The sequence below is a fragment of the Actinoplanes sp. NPDC051859 genome (assembly GCF_044452725.1).
In the GTDB taxonomy this organism is placed as follows: Bacteria; Actinomycetota; Actinomycetes; order Mycobacteriales; family Micromonosporaceae; genus Actinoplanes.
The window spans coordinates 125,720-143,772 of record NZ_JBITBX010000005.1 but is presented as its reverse complement, the minus strand read 5'-3'; the positions used below and the strand labels follow the sequence as shown (position 1 = coordinate 143,772).

16 protein-coding genes and 1 pseudogene are annotated in these 18,053 nt (G+C 70.7%); 12 read left to right on the top strand and 5 right to left on the bottom strand.

Features of this window, described 5'->3' with window-relative positions; genetic code table 11:
* The first annotated feature begins 14 nt into the window (after positions 1-14).
* Both ACIA1L_RS14630 and ACIA1L_RS14625 read left to right on the top strand, forming a co-directional pair.
* Positions 15-257 (top strand): hypothetical protein, encoded by a 243-nt coding sequence (locus tag ACIA1L_RS14630; protein ID WP_396073183.1) that lies wholly within the window; start codon positions 15-17, stop codon positions 255-257.
* Between the two features lie 66 nt (positions 258-323).
* Positions 324-974, top strand: coding sequence for a hypothetical protein (locus ACIA1L_RS14625; protein ID WP_396073616.1), 651 nt, complete (start codon positions 324-326; stop codon positions 972-974).
* A 15-nt stretch (positions 975-989) separates the two neighbouring features.
* Here the strand turns inward: ACIA1L_RS14625 and ACIA1L_RS14620 are convergent, their stop codons facing one another.
* Both ACIA1L_RS14620 and ACIA1L_RS14615 read right to left on the bottom strand, forming a co-directional pair.
* Positions 990-2,129 carry a ScyD/ScyE family protein gene (locus ACIA1L_RS14620; RefSeq protein ID WP_396073182.1) on the bottom strand — a complete coding sequence of 380 codons (1,140 nt, stop codon included), beginning with the start codon at positions 2,127-2,129 and terminating at the stop codon, positions 990-992.
* Positions 2,130-2,269: 140 nt separating this feature from the next.
* On the bottom strand, positions 2,270-3,469 hold the full coding sequence (locus ACIA1L_RS14615) for an ROK family transcriptional regulator (protein WP_396073181.1): 1,200 nt from the start codon (positions 3,467-3,469) through the stop codon (positions 2,270-2,272).
* A 162-nt stretch (positions 3,470-3,631) separates the two neighbouring features.
* On the opposite strand from ACIA1L_RS14615, the gene ACIA1L_RS14610 reads away from it, so the two are divergent.
* The 7 genes and pseudogenes from ACIA1L_RS14610 to ACIA1L_RS14580 all read left to right on the top strand — a co-directional run bounded on the left by ACIA1L_RS14610 (position 3,632) and on the right by ACIA1L_RS14580 (position 9,612).
* Positions 3,632-4,633, top strand: coding sequence for a substrate-binding domain-containing protein (locus tag ACIA1L_RS14610; protein ID WP_396073180.1), 1,002 nt, complete (start codon positions 3,632-3,634; stop codon positions 4,631-4,633).
* Between the two features lie 3 nt (positions 4,634-4,636).
* Positions 4,637-5,608, top strand: a complete 972-nt coding sequence (locus ACIA1L_RS14605) for an ABC transporter permease (RefSeq protein ID WP_396073179.1) — start codon at positions 4,637-4,639, stop codon at positions 5,606-5,608.
* 86 nt (positions 5,609-5,694) lie between these two features.
* A pseudogene (locus ACIA1L_RS14600) lies at positions 5,695-6,351 on the top strand (ATP-binding cassette domain-containing protein); the annotation flags it as partial.
* A 17-nt stretch (positions 6,352-6,368) separates the two neighbouring features.
* The gene (locus ACIA1L_RS14595; RefSeq protein ID WP_396073178.1) at positions 6,369-7,238 is read left to right on the top strand and encodes a sugar phosphate isomerase/epimerase family protein; all 870 of its coding nucleotides are present in this window, start codon (positions 6,369-6,371) and stop codon (positions 7,236-7,238) included.
* On the top strand, positions 7,235-7,975 hold the full coding sequence (locus ACIA1L_RS14590; RefSeq protein WP_396073177.1) for a nucleoside/nucleotide kinase family protein: 741 nt from the start codon (positions 7,235-7,237) through the stop codon (positions 7,973-7,975). Before ACIA1L_RS14595 ends, ACIA1L_RS14590 begins: the two co-directional genes overlap by 4 nt.
* A gap of 277 nt (positions 7,976-8,252) precedes the next feature.
* A complete protein-coding gene (locus ACIA1L_RS14585; protein ID WP_396073176.1) occupies positions 8,253-8,444 on the top strand; it encodes a TIR domain-containing protein in 192 nt (63 codons plus the stop codon).
* Positions 8,431-9,612 (top strand): metallophosphoesterase, encoded by a 1,182-nt coding sequence (locus tag ACIA1L_RS14580; protein WP_396073175.1) that lies wholly within the window; start codon positions 8,431-8,433, stop codon positions 9,610-9,612. Before ACIA1L_RS14585 ends, ACIA1L_RS14580 begins: the two co-directional genes overlap by 14 nt.
* Here the strand turns inward: ACIA1L_RS14580 and ACIA1L_RS14575 are convergent.
* Entirely contained in the window at positions 9,584-10,423 is an 840-nt protein-coding gene (locus ACIA1L_RS14575; RefSeq protein ID WP_396073174.1) for a helix-turn-helix domain-containing protein, read from the bottom strand. The genes ACIA1L_RS14580 and ACIA1L_RS14575 overlap by 29 nt on opposite strands.
* Positions 10,424-10,517: 94 nt before the next feature.
* Between ACIA1L_RS14575 and ACIA1L_RS14570 the strand changes: the two genes are divergently transcribed.
* Positions 10,518-11,582, top strand: coding sequence for an aldo/keto reductase (locus ACIA1L_RS14570; protein ID WP_396073173.1), 1,065 nt, complete (start codon positions 10,518-10,520; stop codon positions 11,580-11,582).
* Positions 11,583-11,627: 45 nt separating this feature from the next.
* Positions 11,628-12,647: a saccharopine dehydrogenase gene (locus ACIA1L_RS14565; RefSeq protein ID WP_396073172.1), complete on the top strand. Its 1,020-nt coding sequence runs from the start codon at positions 11,628-11,630 to the stop codon at positions 12,645-12,647.
* 16 nt (positions 12,648-12,663) lie between these two features.
* Here the strand turns inward: ACIA1L_RS14565 and ACIA1L_RS14560 are convergent, their stop codons facing one another.
* Complete coding sequence (locus ACIA1L_RS14560) at positions 12,664-13,239, bottom strand: acetoacetate decarboxylase family protein (RefSeq protein WP_396073171.1); 576 nt, start codon at positions 13,237-13,239, stop codon at positions 12,664-12,666.
* Positions 13,239-14,456, bottom strand: coding sequence for an MFS transporter (locus ACIA1L_RS14555; protein ID WP_396073170.1), 1,218 nt, complete (start codon positions 14,454-14,456; stop codon positions 13,239-13,241). Before ACIA1L_RS14555 ends, ACIA1L_RS14560 begins: the two co-directional genes overlap by 1 nt.
* A 138-nt stretch (positions 14,457-14,594) precedes the next feature.
* On the opposite strand from ACIA1L_RS14555, the gene ACIA1L_RS14550 reads away from it, so the two are divergent.
* Positions 14,595-18,053: an ATP-binding cassette domain-containing protein gene (locus ACIA1L_RS14550; RefSeq protein WP_396073169.1), complete on the top strand. Its 3,459-nt coding sequence runs from the start codon at positions 14,595-14,597 to the stop codon at positions 18,051-18,053.

The following is an 18,053-nucleotide window of genomic DNA, read 5'->3' as shown; positions in this document are numbered from 1 at the left end:
GCAGGGTGGAGACCATGACCACAGACCGCGCGCGCCGGCTCGCCGAGTCCGCTTGCGGAGCGGGCCTCCTGCTCGGCCTCACCGCGCTACCGACGGCCTGGCGCGCGCTGGACGGCACCGTCGCCGCGATCCTCGCCGGCATGCTCGTCGCCCTCACCGCCGCGACGTACGCATTACACGCAGTGACATTCGATTGTCTTAGATTGACTGCTCAGCGGCAGGATCACAATTTTTCTTATACCCAGCGTAGGGAATGAACCGCCGGGCCATCCGGCCCGTATCCCGGGATGCACCGCCCCTTGAGACCCCCGGGAGTGACCAGGATGTTCCGGCTCATCCAGCTCCAAGCACAGCAAGGCGTCCCGCGTATCGGCGTGGACCCGGACGGTTACGGCAGCGAGCGCGCCGCCCTCGCCCGTTACCGAGAGACACCGACCATGTTCTCCGGCGTCGGCCGGTTCGATGCGGCGGGTCGGCTCGCCGAAATCATCATGGACAGCGCCTGCGGTTCCGCCTCCGGCTGCTCGCGTCCCGCGGCGGTGGTGCACGCCGACACCTTCCAGCGGCTCTGCGACACGTGCGCCTTCGGGCTCTCCGTGCTCACCCTGCCCGAGCTGGCGCTGCGGCTCGGCGTCGCGGTGCGCCCCGCGCCGGTGCTCGCGCCCTCCGGTCGGCACGCCGCACCCGAGGAGAGCAGCCCGGTCGGGAACCGGATCGCCCGGGAGTTCGCCTCCCACGTCGACGACCCGGTGTGGCGGATGGAACTGTGCGCCGAGCTGGCCCGGACCCCGAGCGCCATCAACGGGCTGATGATCGGAGTCGGCGCGCTCAGCCACCGCGCCGTGCTCGACCACTACCCCTCGCTGTGCGCGCTCGGCACCCAGCTGCCCTCCGTCGTGCACGCCGACCTGGTGCGGGCCACTGCCCGGCCACTCTCCCCCGCGGGCGTGACCGCCCTGCGGCTCGGGCTGTGACCCGCACGGTCGCTGCTACAGCCGGATCTTGACGACGGTTCCGGTCCCGGCACAGACACTGCAACTCGTCACGTACGCGTCCTTGCCGCGGATCGCGAGGCCACCGGGAGCGGTCAGCCCGGCGGAGGCCACGACCTGGTGCGGACCGCGGCGGTTCACCCGCAGCAGGGCACCGGTCTGGTTGCCGGACATCAGGCCGTCCCGGGCAATCTCCAGCGCGTACAGCCGGCCGTGCCGGTCGAACGCCAGGTCGATGACGTTGGTGAGGCCGGTCGCGTAGACGGTGGGCTGGTGCCCGGGCACGACGCGGTAGATGCGGGCCTTACCGGCCGGGAACGGGAAGCCGGTGAGCTCGCCGACGTACCAGGCGCCGTCCGGGCCACGAACCGCAGAGGTGGGCACGGCCTGCATCGGGATCGGAGTGCCCGCGGGCAGATCCGGGATCCCCGCCGGCGCCGGCACCGTGCGCTGCTTGAACACCGCGAGAGTGCTCAGCTTCCCGCGCGACGAGACCTTGACCAGGCTGTTGCCACCGGCGTCCGCCACGACCTTGAAGTCACCGGACGCCGCGAGCCCGTACGGGTTGGTGTCGGCCGGCTTGACGCGGTCCGGGTTGACCTTCTTCTCGTAGGCACCGAGGTCGGCGACCGCCTTCGGCCCCTTCCGGCCGACCTCGTAGAGCTTCGCCATGCCTGCGAGCTGCGGCACCTGGGTGCGCAGGTCCGGGCTTCCGCCGAGGCCCACGAGGAAGGACACCTTGCCGTTGCGGTCGATGGCCACGTCGGTGGGTCCGGACGCCTCCATGCCGGTGCCCTTGCCCGCCAGCGACGGCAGGCCGGTGACGATCCGCTTCTGCTGGCCCCACTTGATTCTGGTGATGGCGCCGGACAGGCCGAAACAGGCGTCGCCGCCCTCCGGACTGGCCTGGCACGGACCGGCGCCACCCTTGCCGCCCTCGGCGACATAGAGCGTCCCATCGGGCGCGAACGCCAACCCGCGCGGGTTGTCGAGCCCGTCAGCGACGACCATCGGCGGCGGCGCCGGCTGGTTGCCGGTCCGCACCAGCGGAGCGGAGGCGGCCAGCGCCGGGACTGTGCTGAACAAGAGGGCGCCTGTTGCCACGGCGGCGGTCAGGACGGGACGTTTCGCGATCATGGTTCCTCCTGGACGAAGAATCCTGCTTCGAGGAGGTTGTACCTGGGCAAATGTCCGGTCCATGGGCCGAACGGCCGCACCGTGCGCGGGTGTCGGGGTTCCGACCCCCGTACGGGTGGAACCGGCCACGACCGGGGTCGTCAGACCCGGTTGATCAAGGCACCCACCCGGTCAGGGGCGAAGATCCCATCGGCCAGCAGCAGGGCCAGGCCGACCAGCCCGGAGCGGGTGTCCAGTTTGGTGGCGACGATCTGCAGATTCCGCGTAGCCAGCGGCAACGACCGCCGGTAGACCAGCTCGCGGATCCCGGCGAACAGCTGCTCCTCGATCCGGGCGAGTTGGCCGCCGATCACGATGACCCGCGGGTTGAAAAGGCTCACAGAATCCGCGATGGCATGCCCGATGATCCGTCCGGCACGGCGGGCCAACCGGACCGCGGTGAGGTCACCGGTGCGGATCAACATCACCGCGTCGTCCACCGTCTCGACCGCCCGGCCGGCCGCGCGCAGGTCTCGGACCAGGGCCCACCCACCCGCGTACGCCTCGACGCAGCCGGTGTTGCCGCAGCGGCAGAGCGGTTCGCTCTCGGCGTCCTCGACCGCGACCTGGATGTGCCCGATGTCCCCGGCCGCGCCGTCGGCGCCCCGGTAGACCTCGCCGCCGATGATCATCCCCGCGCCGATGCCGGTGCCCGCCTTGAGCAGGAGTAGCTGCCGGACGTCGGGGTAGACGCTGCGGTGCTCGCCGAACGCCATCGCGTTGACGTCCTTGTCCACCAGGATCGGGCAGTCGTAGCGCCCGGCGAACCAGCCCGGGATGTCGTAGCGGTCCCAGCCGCTCATGATCGGCGGACTGACCACCTGGCCGCTGTCGAAGTCGACCGGGCCGGGCACGTCGATGCCGATGCCGTGCACCTCGGCGGCGGTCCGACCCGCGGCGGCGAGCAGCGCGGCGAACATCTCCTCGGCGGCGCTGAGCACAGCCTGCGGACCGAGGGCCACGTCGATGGCGCGCTCCCGCTCGGCGCGAACCTCGCCACGCAGGTTGCACAGCGCCGTGCGCATGCCGGTGGCGCCGATGTCCGCGACCAGCAGCACGCCACGGTCGCAGTGGAAGGTGAACCGGCTGGCCGGGCGACCGCCGGTGGGCGACCCCTCTCCGCCGGGGACGACCAGCTGAGCGGCGAGCAGCGCGTCGAGCCGCTGGTTGACGGTCGACCGCGAGAGCCCGGTCTGCTGCATGACGTCGGCGCGGGTGAGGCTCGGCTGGGCGCGGAACAGCGCCAGGACCTCACCGAGGCCGGCGGCGGATACCCCGGGGGGCGGGGGGCTGATGCTCACGCGGCGATCCTATTACGTCTAGGCACTATGCAAAAGACTCAACTCTTTTGCTTGACACAAGTCATAAGTCGAGCATCTAATCAACGAAACCTCACCGACATCTCACGACCATCGTTCGGAAGGACCCCCCACATGCCGCACTCAGCGCCCTATCGAGTAGCCGTGGCTTCCACGACCGTCGCCGCCCTCGCCCTGCTGTCGGCCTGTTCATCGGGCTCAGACACTGGCGCCGGCACCGGCGACAAGGCCAAGATCGCCGCCGTCATCAAGGGCCTCGACAACCCCTTCTTCCAGTCCATGGAGCAGGGCATCAAGGAGCAGGGCGCCGCCGCCGGACTCACCCCCACCGTGCAGGCCGCCAACTCCATCACCGACACCACCGGCCAGGCCGACCGGCTCACCGCGCTGGCCGGGCAGGACTTCTCCTGCTACATCGTCAACCCGATCTCGGGCACCAACCTGGTGCAGGGCATCGCCCAGCTCGCCGCGGCGAAGAAGACCATCGTCAACATCGACAGCCCGGTCGACGCCGCGGCCGCGAAGGCCGCCTCCGCCACCCCGGCCACCTACATCGGCACCAACAACGAGTCCGCCGGCGAGAAGGCGGGCACCCACATGGTCACGCTGGTGCCCGCGAACGCGAAGGTGGCCGCGATCGGCGGCATCGCCGGCGACGTCACCAGCGGCGCCCGGGTCGACGGCTTCAGCAAGGCGATCGGCGGCAAGCTCCAGCTCGTCCAGACCGTCGCCGCCAACTGGGAACGCCAGGAGGCGCTGACCCAGGCCACCAACATCATGCAGGCCCAACCCGACCTGGCCGGCTTCTTCGTCGCCAACGACGACATGGGCCTCGGCGTCGCCCAGGCGGTCGCCAACGCCGGCAAGACCGGCAAGGTGCGCATCATCAGCGTGGACGGCAACAAGGACGCTCTCACGGCAGTCAAGAACGGCAGCGTGGATGCGGTCGTCGCGCAGTACCCGTACGCGATCGGTCTGATGGGTATGGAGGCCTGCCAGGCAGCAGCCGCCGGCAAGACGCTCCCCGCGAATGTCGAAGCGCCCGTCGAACTGGTCACCAAAGAGAACGCCGACAAGGCGCTCGCCGCCACGCCGAAGCCGTTCGGTGAGTACGCGGACCCGTTCAAAGCCCTGATCGGCGGCTGAGGCATGGCAACCGCAGCCGTCGCCGCGCGCGACACCGAACCGTGGACCCACCGGTTCAAGGACATCGGCTTCTGGGCTGAATGGGCCGCCCTGGTCGGCCTGATCTTCCTGGTCGTCCTCTTCCAGATCCTCAACCCGACCTTCCTGTCCAGCGGCAACGTCCGGTCCATGCTGATCGCCTCGGCCATCCTCGTGGTCCTCGCGGTCGGACAGACCTTCGTCGTCGCCACCGGCGGCATCGACCTGTCGGTCGCGTCCGTCATGACCCTGGCGGCAGTCGTGTTCGGCGCGACCTACGCCAGCTGGGGACTGTGGGGTGCCATGGGCGCCGCGCTGGTCACCGGCCTGATCGCCGGACTGGTCAACGGCCTCATCATCGCCCGCGGAAAGATCACCGACTTCATCGTCACGCTCGGCATGCTCTCCGCCGCCTCCGGCACCGCCCTGGTGCTCGCCGACGGCAAACCGGTGACCGTCATCGACACGTTCCTGCTGCGCCTCTCCACCGGCGGCCTCGGCATCTTCGGCTGGATGGTGATCATCGCCGCGGTCGTCGCCCTGATCGCGCACGGCCTGCTCTTCCACACCCGATTCGGCACCCACGTGCTCGCCACCGGCGGCTCCGCCGAGGCGGCCACCGCCACCGGCATCAGCACCGCCCGCATCAAGATCGCCGTGTACGGCATCGCCGGCCTGCTCGCCGGCCTCGGCGCCATCCTGCTGATCGCCCGGGTCGGCGCCGCCGAACCCGCCTCCAACACCTCGTTCCTGCTCAACTCGGTGGCCGCGGTGGTCCTCGGCGGCGTCAGCCTGCTCGGCGGCCGCGGCACGATCACCGGCCCGGTGATCGGCGCCCTGCTGCTGACGGCCCTCACCAACGGCCTGACCCTGCTCGGCGTCTCCCAGTTCTACCAACCGCTCGCCGTCGGCGTCGTCGTGGTGCTGGCCGCCCTGCTCACGAGGTTCCAGAAATGACCACTCCGCTGCTCTCCGTCAACGGCGTCTCACTGTCCTTCGGCAGCGTCCGGGCCCTGGTCGACGTCTCCCTCACCCTCGCACCCGGCGAGATCACCGCCCTGGTCGGCGACAACGGCGCCGGCAAGTCCACCCTGGTCCGCTGCATCGCCGGCATCCACCGCCCGGACGCGGGCACGATCGCCCTCGACGGCCGCGACCTGCACTTCAAATCCCCCGAGGACGCCCGCGAAGCCGGCATCGAGACCGTGCACCAGAACCTCGCCCTGGTCGAGGACCTGACCGTCTGGCAGAACCTCTTCCTCAACCGAGAGATGGTGCACAAGCTCGGCCCGCTGGCCGTCCTCGACCGCCGCGGCATGCAACGCGAGGCCCAGCGGATGGTGTCCACCCTCGCCGTCAACGTGCCCGCCGTCCGCAGCCGGGTCCGCCGCCTCTCCGGCGGCCAGCGCCAGGCAGTCGCCATCTGCCGCGCGGCAGGCTTCGAGTCCCGCCTCGTGATCATGGACGAGCCGACCGCCGCCCTCGGCGTCCAGGAGACCGCCCGCGTCGAGGACCTGATCCGCAAACTGCGCGACGACGGCCACGCCGTCCTGCTCATCAGCCACAACTTCGCCCAGGTCATGGCGCTCAGCGACCAGGTCTGGGTCATGCGCGCCGGACGTTGCGTCGGCGGCCGCCGCACCGCGGAGACCACCGGCGAGGAAATCGTCGCCCTCATCACCGGCGCCAAGAGCGCCTGACCTTTTAGGACACCCCCATGCAGCTGCGCAACCCCCTCGGCGTCCACGCCCTGGTCTGGGCCGGGGACACCTCCCCCGCCTCGGTCGCCCATGCCGTCGCCCAAACCGCCCGCACCGGCTTCGACCTGCTCGAAATCTCCCTGCACGACTCCCTCAACCTCGACGTCGCCGCCGCCCGGAAGCTGTTGCAGGAGAACGGCCTCAAGGTCGCCTGCTCGCGCGGCCTCGCCTTCGACGCCGATGTTTCCAGCGCCGACCCGGCCGTGGTCGAACGCGGCGCGAAGCTGCTGCACGACTCGCTGGTCATCACCCACGAGCTCGGCGGCACCCACTTCACCGGCGCCCTCTACAGCGCCCTCGGCAAGTATGGTGCGCCGCTCACCGACGCCGGCCGCGCCAACGTGGTCGGGGTGCTGCGCGACCTCGCCGCGTCGGCTCAGGACCGGAGCATGACGCTCGGCCTCGAGGTGTGCAACCGCTACGAAACCAACGTGATAAACACGGCCGCGGATGCACTGCGCCTCGCCGACGACATCGGTGCGGACAATGTGCTGGTGCATCTGGACACGTACCACATGAACATCGAGGAAGACGACCTCGTCCGCCCGGTCCGCCTCGTCGGCGACCGGCTCGGCTACGTCCACATCGGCGAGAACCACCGCGGTTATCTCGGCTCCGGCCACCTCGACTTCACGGCGTTCTTCCACGCCCTCGCCGACATCTCCTACACCGGCCCGATCACCTTCGAATCGTTCTCATCGGCAGTGGCAGCCCGCGGCCTCTCCAACGACCTCGCCATCTGGCGCAACCTGTGGGACGACGGCGAAGATCTGGCCCGCCACGCCCGCCAGTTCCTCGCCAACCACCTTACGGCCCGACCCGCATGACGACGTTCGACGACCTGTTGGCGCGCGCCTGCGCACTGGGCGGCCTGCCCGGCGCGCAGGCTGGCCACGGCGCACCGGCCGCGCTGAGCTCCTCGGCTCCCCCCGGGGATCAGGCTGCTGCCGGCATCCCGCGGGCCATCCTCGGCATCGTCGGTGAGCCGGGTGCCGGCAAGACCACCCTCGCCGAGGAACTGGTTTCCGCCCTCGCCGCCTTCGGCCCGCCCGGCTGGGTCGCCCACGTCCCCATGGACGGCTTCCACCTCGCCGACGTCGAACTCGACCGCCTCGGCAACCGCGACCGCAAAGGCGCCCCCGACACCTTCGACGCCCTCGGCTACGCAGCACTGCTGCGCCGGCTCCGCGACGACACCGACGACGTCGTGTACGCGCCCGGCTTCGAACGCGTCATCGAGCAACCCATCGCGGGCGCCATTCCCGTACGCCGCGCCGCCCGCCTCATCGTCACCGAGGGGAACTACCTGCTCGTCGACGACGACCGCTGGTCCCACGTTCGGCCGCTGCTCGACGAAGTCTGGTACGCCGACCTCGACCAGGTCACCCGGCTCGAACGGCTCATCGCCCGGCATCATCGCTTCGGTAAGGACCCGGCCGCAGCGCAGGCGTGGGCCACCGGCCCCGACGCCCAGAACGCTGCCGTCATCGCCGCCACCCGCGACCGCGCCCACTTGATCATTCCATCCGCTCTTATCCACACCCTCGGAACGCCACCGGACTAGGACGAGCGCGATCGGGGCGCACCGCTGGCGCTCCGTCGGCTGGCTGATGACGCAGACGCCCGGGGCGGCGCGTCACACGGGCATCAGGCACAATCGATCGCCGTGTCGTTCAACGGGTTCATCTCCTACAGCCACGCCGCGGACGGACGACTCGCGCCCGCCGTGCAGCGCGGCCTTCACCTGCTGGCAAAGCCATGGAACCGCCGCCGAGCATTGTGGATTTTCCGCGACCAGACCGGGCTGCACCCCCGCACTGTGGTCATCCATCGAGCGGGCCATGGACGGCTCCGACTATTTCGTCCTGCTGGCCTCGCCGGAGGCGGCGCAGTCGCCGTGGGTGAACCGGGAGATTGAGCACTGGGTCGCCAGCAAGTCGGCTGAGAAGATCCTTCCGGTGCTGACCGACGGCATGATCGGTGGGACCCCGCCCTGGAGAGCGTGGCAGACTTCGGGGCGTGTCTGTTGGTGAAGCCGTGGAGACCGAGCCGCGGCGGCGGCCCGGGCGGGCCTTGAGTTTCGGCCTGATCGTCACCGCCGTGCTCCTGCTGCTCTTCGGGGTGCCCTGGTGGACCTTGGTCTGGTCGGGCAACCGCTGGCCCACCGCGGTCTTCGCCGCCGGCACGGTGGTCTCAGCAGCCCTGGCCGCGGCTTTCCCGGTGCTGATGTTCAGCGGCCACGGCCGCCAGCACCGCGACGGCCCCGCCCGCGTCGCCGACACGCTGCTCGGCATCGTCTGGGTCCTGTTCGTGTGGTCGATCCTCGGCAACCTGCTGCGCCTGGCGCTCACCCTCGCCGGCGTCGAGGATCCGGTGCGGTCGCGGGTCGTCACCGCGGTGGTCGCGCTGGTCGCGCTGGTTCTGCTCCTTTGGGGGTACGCCGAAGCGATGCGTGTCCCCCGCGTCCGACAGGTGGACGTGCTGCTGCCCCGGCTCGGGTCCGGTCTCGACGGCTTGCGGGTCGTGCTGCTGACCGACACGCATTACGGACCGATCAACCGGGCCAAGTGGTCGCGCGGCGTCACTGAGGTCGTGAATTCGTTGGACGCCGATGTGGTTGCCCACACCGGGGACATCGCGGATGGTGAGGTGGCGCAGCGGCGGGAGCAGGCCGCACCGCTGGGTGACATCAGGGCGAAGCTGGCCCGGGTGTATGTCACCGGCAATCACGAGTATTTCAGCGGGGCGCAGCGCTGGGTGGAGCACATGGCCGCGCTGGGCTGGGAGGCGCTGCACAATCGGCACCTCGTCGTGTCACGCAACGGCAGTGACCTGATCGTCGCGGGTGTCGATGACCGGACGGCGGCCGGGTCGGGCGTGCCGGGGCACCACATGGACCACGCGGCCGCGCTGCGGGGCACCGACGAGAATCTGCCGGTGCTGCTGCTCGCACACCAGCCGCAGCAGATCACCGGGGCGGTGGCGCATGGGGTGGATCTGCAGATCTCCGGGCATACGCACGGCGGGCAGATCTGGCCGTTCCACTACCTCGTCCGGCTGGATCAGCCGGTCCTGCAGGGCCTCAGCCGGCACGGCGAGCGCACCCAGCTTTACACCTCGCGGGGCACGGGCTTCTGGGGGCCGCCGTTCCGCGTCTTCGCGCCGAGCGAGATCACGCTGCTGGTGCTGCGCTCACGCTGAGCAGCCGGGCGACAGCGTCGGAACCGTCCGGGGCGGTGTGGACAATGAGGGCTTGGTCGGGGTCGTCGGGCAGGCGGAGCGCCTCGAAGCCGAGTTCCAGCCGGCCGGCTTGCGGGTGCAGGTAGACGTACCCGCCATGGGTTTTCTCGTTAAGGTCGTGATCGTCCCAGGCCGCGCGAAACTCCGGGCTTGCCGCGCACAGCTCGGCCAGCAAGGCGCGGGTGCGGGCGTCGTCCGGATGCCGGGCCGCGTCCAGCCGTAGGTACGCAGCGATGTCGCGCACCTTGGCGGGCCAGTCGGCATACAAGGCGCTGACCTGCGGATCGACGACGACCAGACGGGCCAGGTTGCGTTGGAAGGGCGGCAGGGCGGCGAAGTCGGTGATCAACGCCGCACCGAGATCGTTCCAGGCCAGAACGTCACCCGCACGACCGATCACGTACGCGGGAACGTCCGTCATCGCCGCCAGCAGCCGCCGAAGCCCCGGCCGGACAGCCTGGCCGCGGGGTGTCGAGGTGGTGTCCGGCCACGGGCGGGCCAGCCGGTACAGGTATTCGTGTTCCACCTTGTCCAATCGCAGGACGCGGGCTACGGCGTCCAGGACTGAGGCCGAGAATTGCAGCTCGCGGCCTTGTTCGAGGCGGATGTAGTGGTCCACGCTGACGCCCGCGGTCAGGGCCAGCTCTTCGCGGCGAACGCCCGGAACGCGCCGGCGTCCACCGTGACTGGGTAGGCCGAGGTCGCCCGGTCGCAGTCGTGCTCGCCGCGACTTGAGGAAACCACCCAGTTCGGCCCGCCGGTCCAGGATCATGAGCGCAGTATCTCGGACGGCGATCCTGGTCGTGCGGTGCCTAGGCTCGGCGGGGATCTGGGCCACCGCTGCTCTGCCGCCGACAGTGGTGCCCATGAGTGACACAACACTGCCCGTACGGCAGCTCGGCAGCACTGGTATGCACCTGTCCACCGTCGGGCTCGGCGCCTGGGTGATGGGCGGTAACGACTGGGAGTACGCCTGGGGCGACCAGGACGACGCCGACTCGATCGCCACCGTGCACCGCGCCGCGGCGGCGGGCGTCAATTGGATCGATACCGCGCCCGCGTACGGGTTGGGGCACTCCGAGGACGTTGTGGGCCGGGCGGTGGCGGCGCTGCCCGCGGCGGATCGCCCGTACCTGTTCACCAAGGCCGGTCTGGTCTGGGATGACCCCGGCCGCCGAACCAGTGCGCCGCGTCGGGTCATGACCGCCGCCAGTGTCCGCCGCGAGTTGGAAGGCTCGCTGCGCCGGCTGCGGGTTGACCACATTGACCTCTACCAGGTGCATTGGCCCGCCGATGGCACGCTGCTGTCCTTCGGCGACGATCCGGCTCCCGCGGTGGCTGCGACGCCGCTGGAGGAGTACTGGCAGACGATGGCGGATTTGCGGACGGAGGGAAAGGTCCGTGCGATCGGGTTGTCGAATCACAGTGTCGCGGAACTGGTCCGGGCCGAGCGGGTCGCCCATGTCGACGCCATCCAGCCGCCGTTTTCCGCCCTGGCCCGGCAGGCGGCTGACGAGATCGCCTGGGGCGCGGCGCACGGCACTGGGGTGATCGGATATCAGCCGATGCACTCCGGTCTGCTGACCGGCGCGTTCGATGCGGGTCGGGTCGCCGCGCTGCCCGCGAATGACTGGCGACGGGGGCATCCCGATTTCACCGTCCACCTGGACCGCAATCTGCGCGTTGTCGAGGCACTGCGGGTGGTGGCAACCCGGCACGACACCACCGTTGCCGCGGTGGCGGTGGCGTGGACCCTCGCTTGGCGCGGCGTCACCGGTGCGATTGTCGGCGCTCGCCGTCCGGACCAGGTCAACGGCTGGACGCCCGCGGCTGGCCTGGCGCTCTCCCAGGGTGATCTGGCGGAGGTGGCGGCTGCGGTGACGGACTCCGGCGCGGGCGTCGGACCGGCGTGGCCCGGCGTCCCGGCATAGGGTGATCGCGCCAGGTCGATGACGTCAGGATGAACCGAGGTGGTCATGCTCGAGCTGTGGATCCGACATGAGGTGCGCGAGTCCGAGCGGCGCTGTGCGCTCAGCCCGGCGGATGCCGGAATTCTGATCCGCAGCGGGGTGCGCATCACGGTCGAGGAGTCGCCGCAGCGGATCTATCCGCTCGAGGACTATGTGGCGCAGGGCTGCGTTACCGCGTCGGCTGGCGACTGGGTGGACGCGCCGGAGTCCACGGTGATTCTCGGGCTGAAGGAGCTGCCCGAGGAGCCGGCGCAGTTGCGGCACCGGCAGGTGATGTTCGGCCATGCGTACAAGGGTCAGCCGGGCGCTCAGCGGCTGTTGGAGCGGTTCGAGGCGGGCGGTGGCTTGCTCCTCGACCTCGAATCGCTCGCCGACGAGGCGGGTCGCCGTCAGGCCGCGTTCGGCTACTGGGCGGGCTTCGCTGGTGCGGCGCTGGGTGTGCTGCAGCAACACGGTGATCTGCACCCGCCGATCGCCGCCACGACCAGCGCGGAGCTGGCCGAGCGGCTGCGGAAGTACCGGGACCGGCCGGCGCGCACGGCACTGGTGATCGGCGCGCTCGGCCGCAGCGGCCGGGGGGCTGCCGCGGCGCTCGTCGAGGCCGGTGTCACCCCGACCGGGTGGGACGTCGCCGAGACCCGGAATCTGGATCGGGACGCGCTGTTGCGGCATAACCTGCTGGTCAACTGTGTCTTGGCTGGTCCTGGCACCGAGGCGTTCCTGCAGCGCGCGGATCTGGCCCGGCCGGAGTCCCAGCTGACCTGTGTGGTGGACGTCAGTTGCGATCCAGGTTCACCGTGGAATGCACTGCCGCTCTATGACGCCGTCACCACCTGGGACGCGCCGGCGATCACCGTCGGATCGGCCGCGGTCATCGCCATCGACAACTTGCCCTCGCTGCTGCCGCGGGACGCGACGGACACCTTCTCGGCAGACCTGACGCCGCATCTGCGCGACCTCGAGGGACTGACCGGTGCTTGGCAGCAATGCGTGACCGCCTATCGCACTGCCGTCAGCGCCCGCTAACGCCGCCGCAGGTCGGTCAGGCGCCAAAGCGGAGCCGGAAGTCGGACAGCGTAACTGACAGCAGGGGGCGGCGCCCGGCCAGATAGCCGAGCGGGCCGTCGGGGTCGATCGACCAGTCGATGCGGGACGGTCGGAGGGCGGCGGTGCCCCGCACAGGCGTACGGATCAGATCGTGGGCACGGCCCTGCACCAGGGGCAGCGGAGTGGGCCACCGGCCGGGCAGCCGGCGGCCCACCGCGATGCCTGCCCGGGCGATGCCGGGGGCGGCGGCAGCCGGGGATGCGATGGTCAGCTCGGTCAGGTCCTTGGGGATCGCCCACATGTCGCGGCCGCCCGCGCAGGATTCCGGGCTGTCCACCCAGATGTTCAGGATCGAGAACCGGAGCGGGCGGACCAGCACCGCGGCCAGCAGTTCGCGATAGTGCAGGGTGCCGCCGGGTTCGTAGTTGACCCAGGCGGCGCCGACCAGGGTCCGGCCGGCGACGGTGAGCGGCCGAATTCCGGGTGGCAGTGTGGGCACCTCGTGGTGGGGCAGGACAAAAACCGATAGGTACAGCTGCCCGCGTAGGTGCCACGGCGAGGGGGGATACATCAGGCGCACGCTACCGGCTCGCGACGAGCCAGGGCCCAACGAATGACGACCGGGGTCACCAGGCCGGTGGTCACGAAGAGGGCGCCGAGGCACAGCCAGCCGGGTGCACCCCAGCCCACGACCAGGGCGGTGATCAGCGGCGGCGAGATCAGGTTGCCGACCTGCCGGCCGGTTTGGTGCACGGCCTGATATTGCCCCTGCGCCCAGTCCCGGGCCAGGTCGAAAACCGTCACGAACGAGGCACCGGACAACCACAACTCGCCGAGCACGTGCACCGCCGCGGCGCCCAGAACCGCCGCACCGATCAGGGCGGCCGGTGCATCGGTGGCGAGCGCGAACAGGACGCAGGAGGCGGCCACCAGCAGCGCGCCGCGGCGGTTGGCCCGGGGTGCGTCGGCGGCGGTGTGCAGGTTCCGGGCGGCCCACACCTGGAGCGTTACGCAGCCGATGGTGTTGACCAGGAGAGCTGCGGAGACGAGGACCGCGGGGCCGCCGGCGTGCGCTACCAACCACAGTGGCAGTGCGAGACTGAGCATGTCGTTGTAGAGCGCGGCGACCAGGCCGTCGAGCAGGACGAAGGTGAGGAACGGCCGGTCGCGCAGGGCGATGAGTTTCGGCCCGCCCGACGGCGCGCGTACGGGGGCGACCGGGGTGGCCCGGCGCACGATCAAGGCCGCGCCGACGCAGGTGGCGGCGTTGCCGAGGAGCACCGCCAGATATGCCGCACGGGTGTCCAGTAGGAGAGGCACCCCGGCGGCCAGCGTGCCGAGGGCGATGCCCGCGTTGGTGGTCGAGCGCAGGAACGCGCGGGTGCGGACCCGATCGGCCGGCGGCACAGCACCAGCGATCATGGCACCGTTGGCTGCCTTGACCACGGAGTCGCCGACCGCGATCAGGCACGCGAGTGGCACGACCGTCCCCAGGTCCCGGGCGAAGCACAGCCCGCAGTAGGCGGCGGCTAGCACCACCAGGGCGACCATCTGCGCGGTCCGTGGTCCGATGTGGTCGACGACGTAGCCCATCGGGGTGCTGAGCAGCATGCCGGCGCCGGCGGCGAGGCTGAGGGCGAGGGCCAGCTGAGTCGGGGTGAGCCCCACCGAGCGGGTCAGGAACAGCGTGGCGGTAGCCAGGAAAGCGCCGTTGCCGACGGTGTTCACCAGCGTGGCGAAGACCAGGATCCGCGGTGTGCCCCGGGCGGGCAGCGAAGAGCTCAGCACCCGGATGATCTAACAGTACGAACGTACGGTTTGCAAAGGTGGCCCAGGACACCCACCCCGACCCGTAAATGCGTTGAGCCGCTTCCGCCAGCCCCGCAGGATGGAACCACCGCTTCCCTGCTGCCCCGAGGACCTTCGATGCTTCTGCTTCGCGACTTATGGGGCGTTTCACCACGTCGCACCGCCTTCATCGCCGTCCTCATCGTGCTCGGGGCCGGCGGTCAGGCCGCCGCGCTGGGCCTGGCCGGTGCGGTGCTGGTCAACCGGTCCGTGCCGCTGTTCGGCGTGCTCGCGGCTGCGCTCATCGTGTCCGTCATCGGCGATGTCCTCGTCGGCCTGGCCGCAGCCCGGCTGACCGCCGACTGGGCCGCCGCCGTCCGCCGCGGGCTGTGTCGCGTCGCCTTCGGCCAGGACGTGCCCACCCTGGAGAACACCCCGGTCGGCGAGCTGCTCGACCGCATCGATGCCGACGTTTACCAGGTGGGCGCCGAGCTGCGCGGCAGTGGCGTACGCCTCGCACAGTCCTTGGCCGTGGCCGCCCTGTCGATCGTCACCGCGTTCTTCGCCTGGTGGCCCGCCGCCGTCGGCATGGTGCTCGTGTCGATCCTGCTCGCCGCCGTCATGACCAAACCGATCCAGCGCATCTCCCCGGCCCGCATCCGCGAAGAAGAAGCCTGGTCCGACCTCGCCGCCGTCATGGAAGAAGCCGTGCACGGTCAGGACGACGTCCGCACCAGCCTCGCCGCGCCGTACGTGCGCAGCCTCTACGCCCAGCGCGCGCGGGAAGTGCTGGAGCGCGGGCGCCGGGTCTGGCGGATGTCGTCGCGGGTCACGATGGGCGCCGGGGCGATCACCCGTACGCTGATCGCGGTCCTGGTCGTAGGGGGTGCCTGGGCCTTGACCGCGGGCCATATCGACGGCGCGCGACTGACCGCGGTGTGGCTGCTGGCGCTGGGCTTCGGCGGCACGCTCGAGCACGTCACCCGGATGGTGCCCGAGCTGCAGAACGCGCTCGGCGCCTGGAGCCGGGTCCGGCAACTGCGTGAGATTCCGCAGGAACCGACCGGCGGACTTCCGCCCACCGAAGGCGACCTGGTCGTGAAAGACCTCACCTTCCGCTACGGCGAAGCCGACTCCGCCCGTCCGCCCGCACTGCGCGCCATCACTCTGTCCTTCCAACGCGGCCGCTCCTACGCGTTGATCGGGCGAACCGGCTCCGGCAAGTCCACCCTGGCCAAGGTCCTCACTCGTGCCGTTGATGTGCCGCGTGGCACGGTGTTCCTCGGCGGGCACGACCTCAACGATCTCGACGTCGAGGGTCTGCGCCGGTGGACCGCGATCGTCCCGCAGCGCACCGAGATCCTGGCCGGCACGCTGGCCGAGAACATCGCGCTCTTCGACCAGGAACTCCTGCCGCAGGCTGCCGGCGCGCTGTCCGAGCTGGGCCTGAGCACCTGGGTCGACAGTCTGCCCGACGGGGTGGAGACCAAGCTCGGCGAGGGCGGTTACGTCCTGTCCGCCGGGCAGGAACAGTTGGTCGCCTTCGCCCGCATCCTGGTCCGCGACCCGCAGGTGGTGATCCTCGACGAGGCCACCGCGCGGATGGACCCGGTGACCGAGTCCTGGGTGCAGCGGGCCACCGACCGGCTGCTGCAGGGCCGCATCGGCGTCATCGTCGCGCACCGGCTGTCCTCGGTGCAGCGCTGCGACGAGGTCGTGGTCCTCGCCGACGGCGAGGTGCTGGAGTCGGGCCCGCTCGCCGAGTCGCGCCGCTTCGCGGAGCTGCTGGCCACGTCCCACGTGGCGGCACCGGCCCGCACCGGCGGCGGCGTGGCCGTCCTGGAACGCGAGCCCGAACCGGTGGTTGCCGAGCTGGGCAACAACCTGCCGCAGACCGACCCGCCGCCGCTGCCCGAGCCGCCCCCGGCGCGCACCATGCGGGAGATCGTCCGGCTGACCACCAACGACGCCCGGTACGGCCTGGCCGCGGTGGCCCTGTTCGCGGTTCTGGTGCTGCTCGGCCTGGACGGCGCGATCCTGCCGCTGTTCTGGTCGCAGGTGGTCGACGGGGTCGGCGATCCGATGTGGCCGGCCATCGCCATCGCCGCTTCGCTGATCGTCGCCATTCCGACGCTGTACTACACCGGCGCCTGGTTCCCGGAGTGGTGGGTCCGGCAGATGCTGCGGATCAGCATGCGGCTGGTGCACGGACAGATCGGACCGCGGCGGATCAGCAAGCACACCCCGGCCGAGGTCGTGGCGCAGGGCGGCGACACCGAACGCGTGGTCATGCTCGCCGACAACCTCATCGACACCGCGGTCAGCCTCGTGATGATCGTCGCCATGACCTGGGCATCGGGCTCATGGGTGCCGGCGATGTTCTTCGCCGGCACCATGCTCGTGTCCGGTCTGGCCGCGACGCTGTTCGGCCCGAAACTGGAACGGGCCGCCCGCCGCACGGTGGCCGCCCGGGCTGCCTTCGCCACCGCCCTGGTCTCGTCACTTTCCGCGGCACGCACGGTGAAACTGGCCGGCGCGACCATGCCGGTGCTGGACCACCTCGCCACCCTCGACACCGCGCGCAGTGAACGGCAGCGCCACGAAATCGCCATCCAGGTGTGGGCGCGGTCCACACCGTCGGTGCTCAGTGGTCTGCTGCCGATCGCCGCCTGGGCGATGTATCTGGCCGGGCACCTGTCGGCGGCCGCGACACTGATCGCGGTGGCGGTGCTGGGTGCGGCCCGGTGGTTCGCATGGACCACGGCCTCGCTGGTGTCGCACTTCCCGTCGGCCAAGGTGTGGACCGCGCGGACGGTGGCGATGGGCGGAGAGGCGGCGTACTCGTCGACCGTACCCGGGGTGGACATCGCGGCCGGCACCGCCGACGCGCCGCCGGTGGCGCCGCGCAGCCCGCTGCAACGACTGGAACTCGCGGGCTTCAGCGCGGTCCACGAGAACGGCACGGTCGGCGCCCAGGACATCGACCTGGTCGTGGAGCGCGGCGAACTGGTGTTGATCGCCGGCCCGGTCGGCTCCGGCAAGTCCTCACTGCTGCGGGCCCTGGCCGGCATCGTGCATCACACCGGCACACTGGCCTGGAACGGCAGGCCGGTGGCCGAGCCGGAGACGTTCCTGCGCCCGAACCAGGTCGGATACGTCGCTCAGCTGCCTCGGGTCCTGTCCGGCACGGTGGCCGACAACATCGCGCTCGGCCATCAGGTCGACGCGGCCGATGCGGTGTCGACCGCTCAGCTCGAACACGACCTGGCTGCCGCCGGCGGCGGTTTGCAGCTGCTCATCGGCCACAAGGGCACCCGGCTGTCGGGCGGCCAGTTGCAGCGGTTGGCGCTGGCCCGGGCGCTCGCGCCGCGGACGGAGCTGCTGATCGCCGACGACGTGTCCTCGGCCCTGGACGTGACAACCGAGCTGGAGCTGTGGCGGGCCCTACGCGAGCACGGCGTCACGGTCGTGGGTTCCACGTCCAAGCGGGCGGCCCTGTCCCGTGCCGACCGGGTGGTCATCCTGATCGGCGGCCGCGCGGTCGCCCAGGGCCCCTGGCGGGAGCTGGAAGACCGCTACAGCGACCTGGCTGGCTGA

Coding starts and splice junctions, on each gene's coding strand:
- ACIA1L_RS14630 (WP_396073183.1), top strand. CDS start 15: ATGACCACAGACCGCGCGCGCCGGCTCGCCGAGTCCGCTTGCGGAGCG.
- ACIA1L_RS14625 (WP_396073616.1), top strand. CDS start 324: ATGTTCCGGCTCATCCAGCTCCAAGCACAGCAAGGCGTCCCGCGTATC.
- ACIA1L_RS14620 (WP_396073182.1), bottom strand. CDS start 2,129: ATGATCGCGAAACGTCCCGTCCTGACCGCCGCCGTGGCAACAGGCGCC.
- ACIA1L_RS14605 (WP_396073179.1), top strand. CDS start 4,637: ATGGCAACCGCAGCCGTCGCCGCGCGCGACACCGAACCGTGGACCCAC.
- ACIA1L_RS14595 (WP_396073178.1), top strand. CDS start 6,369: ATGCAGCTGCGCAACCCCCTCGGCGTCCACGCCCTGGTCTGGGCCGGG.
- ACIA1L_RS14590 (WP_396073177.1), top strand. CDS start 7,235: ATGACGACGTTCGACGACCTGTTGGCGCGCGCCTGCGCACTGGGCGGC.
- ACIA1L_RS14585 (WP_396073176.1), top strand. CDS start 8,253: ATGGACGGCTCCGACTATTTCGTCCTGCTGGCCTCGCCGGAGGCGGCG.
- ACIA1L_RS14575 (WP_396073174.1), bottom strand. CDS start 10,423: ATGATCCTGGACCGGCGGGCCGAACTGGGTGGTTTCCTCAAGTCGCGG.
- ACIA1L_RS14570 (WP_396073173.1), top strand. CDS start 10,518: ATGAGTGACACAACACTGCCCGTACGGCAGCTCGGCAGCACTGGTATG.
- ACIA1L_RS14565 (WP_396073172.1), top strand. CDS start 11,628: ATGCTCGAGCTGTGGATCCGACATGAGGTGCGCGAGTCCGAGCGGCGC.
- ACIA1L_RS14560 (WP_396073171.1), bottom strand. CDS start 13,239: ATGTATCCCCCCTCGCCGTGGCACCTACGCGGGCAGCTGTACCTATCG.
- ACIA1L_RS14550 (WP_396073169.1), top strand. CDS start 14,595: ATGCTTCTGCTTCGCGACTTATGGGGCGTTTCACCACGTCGCACCGCC.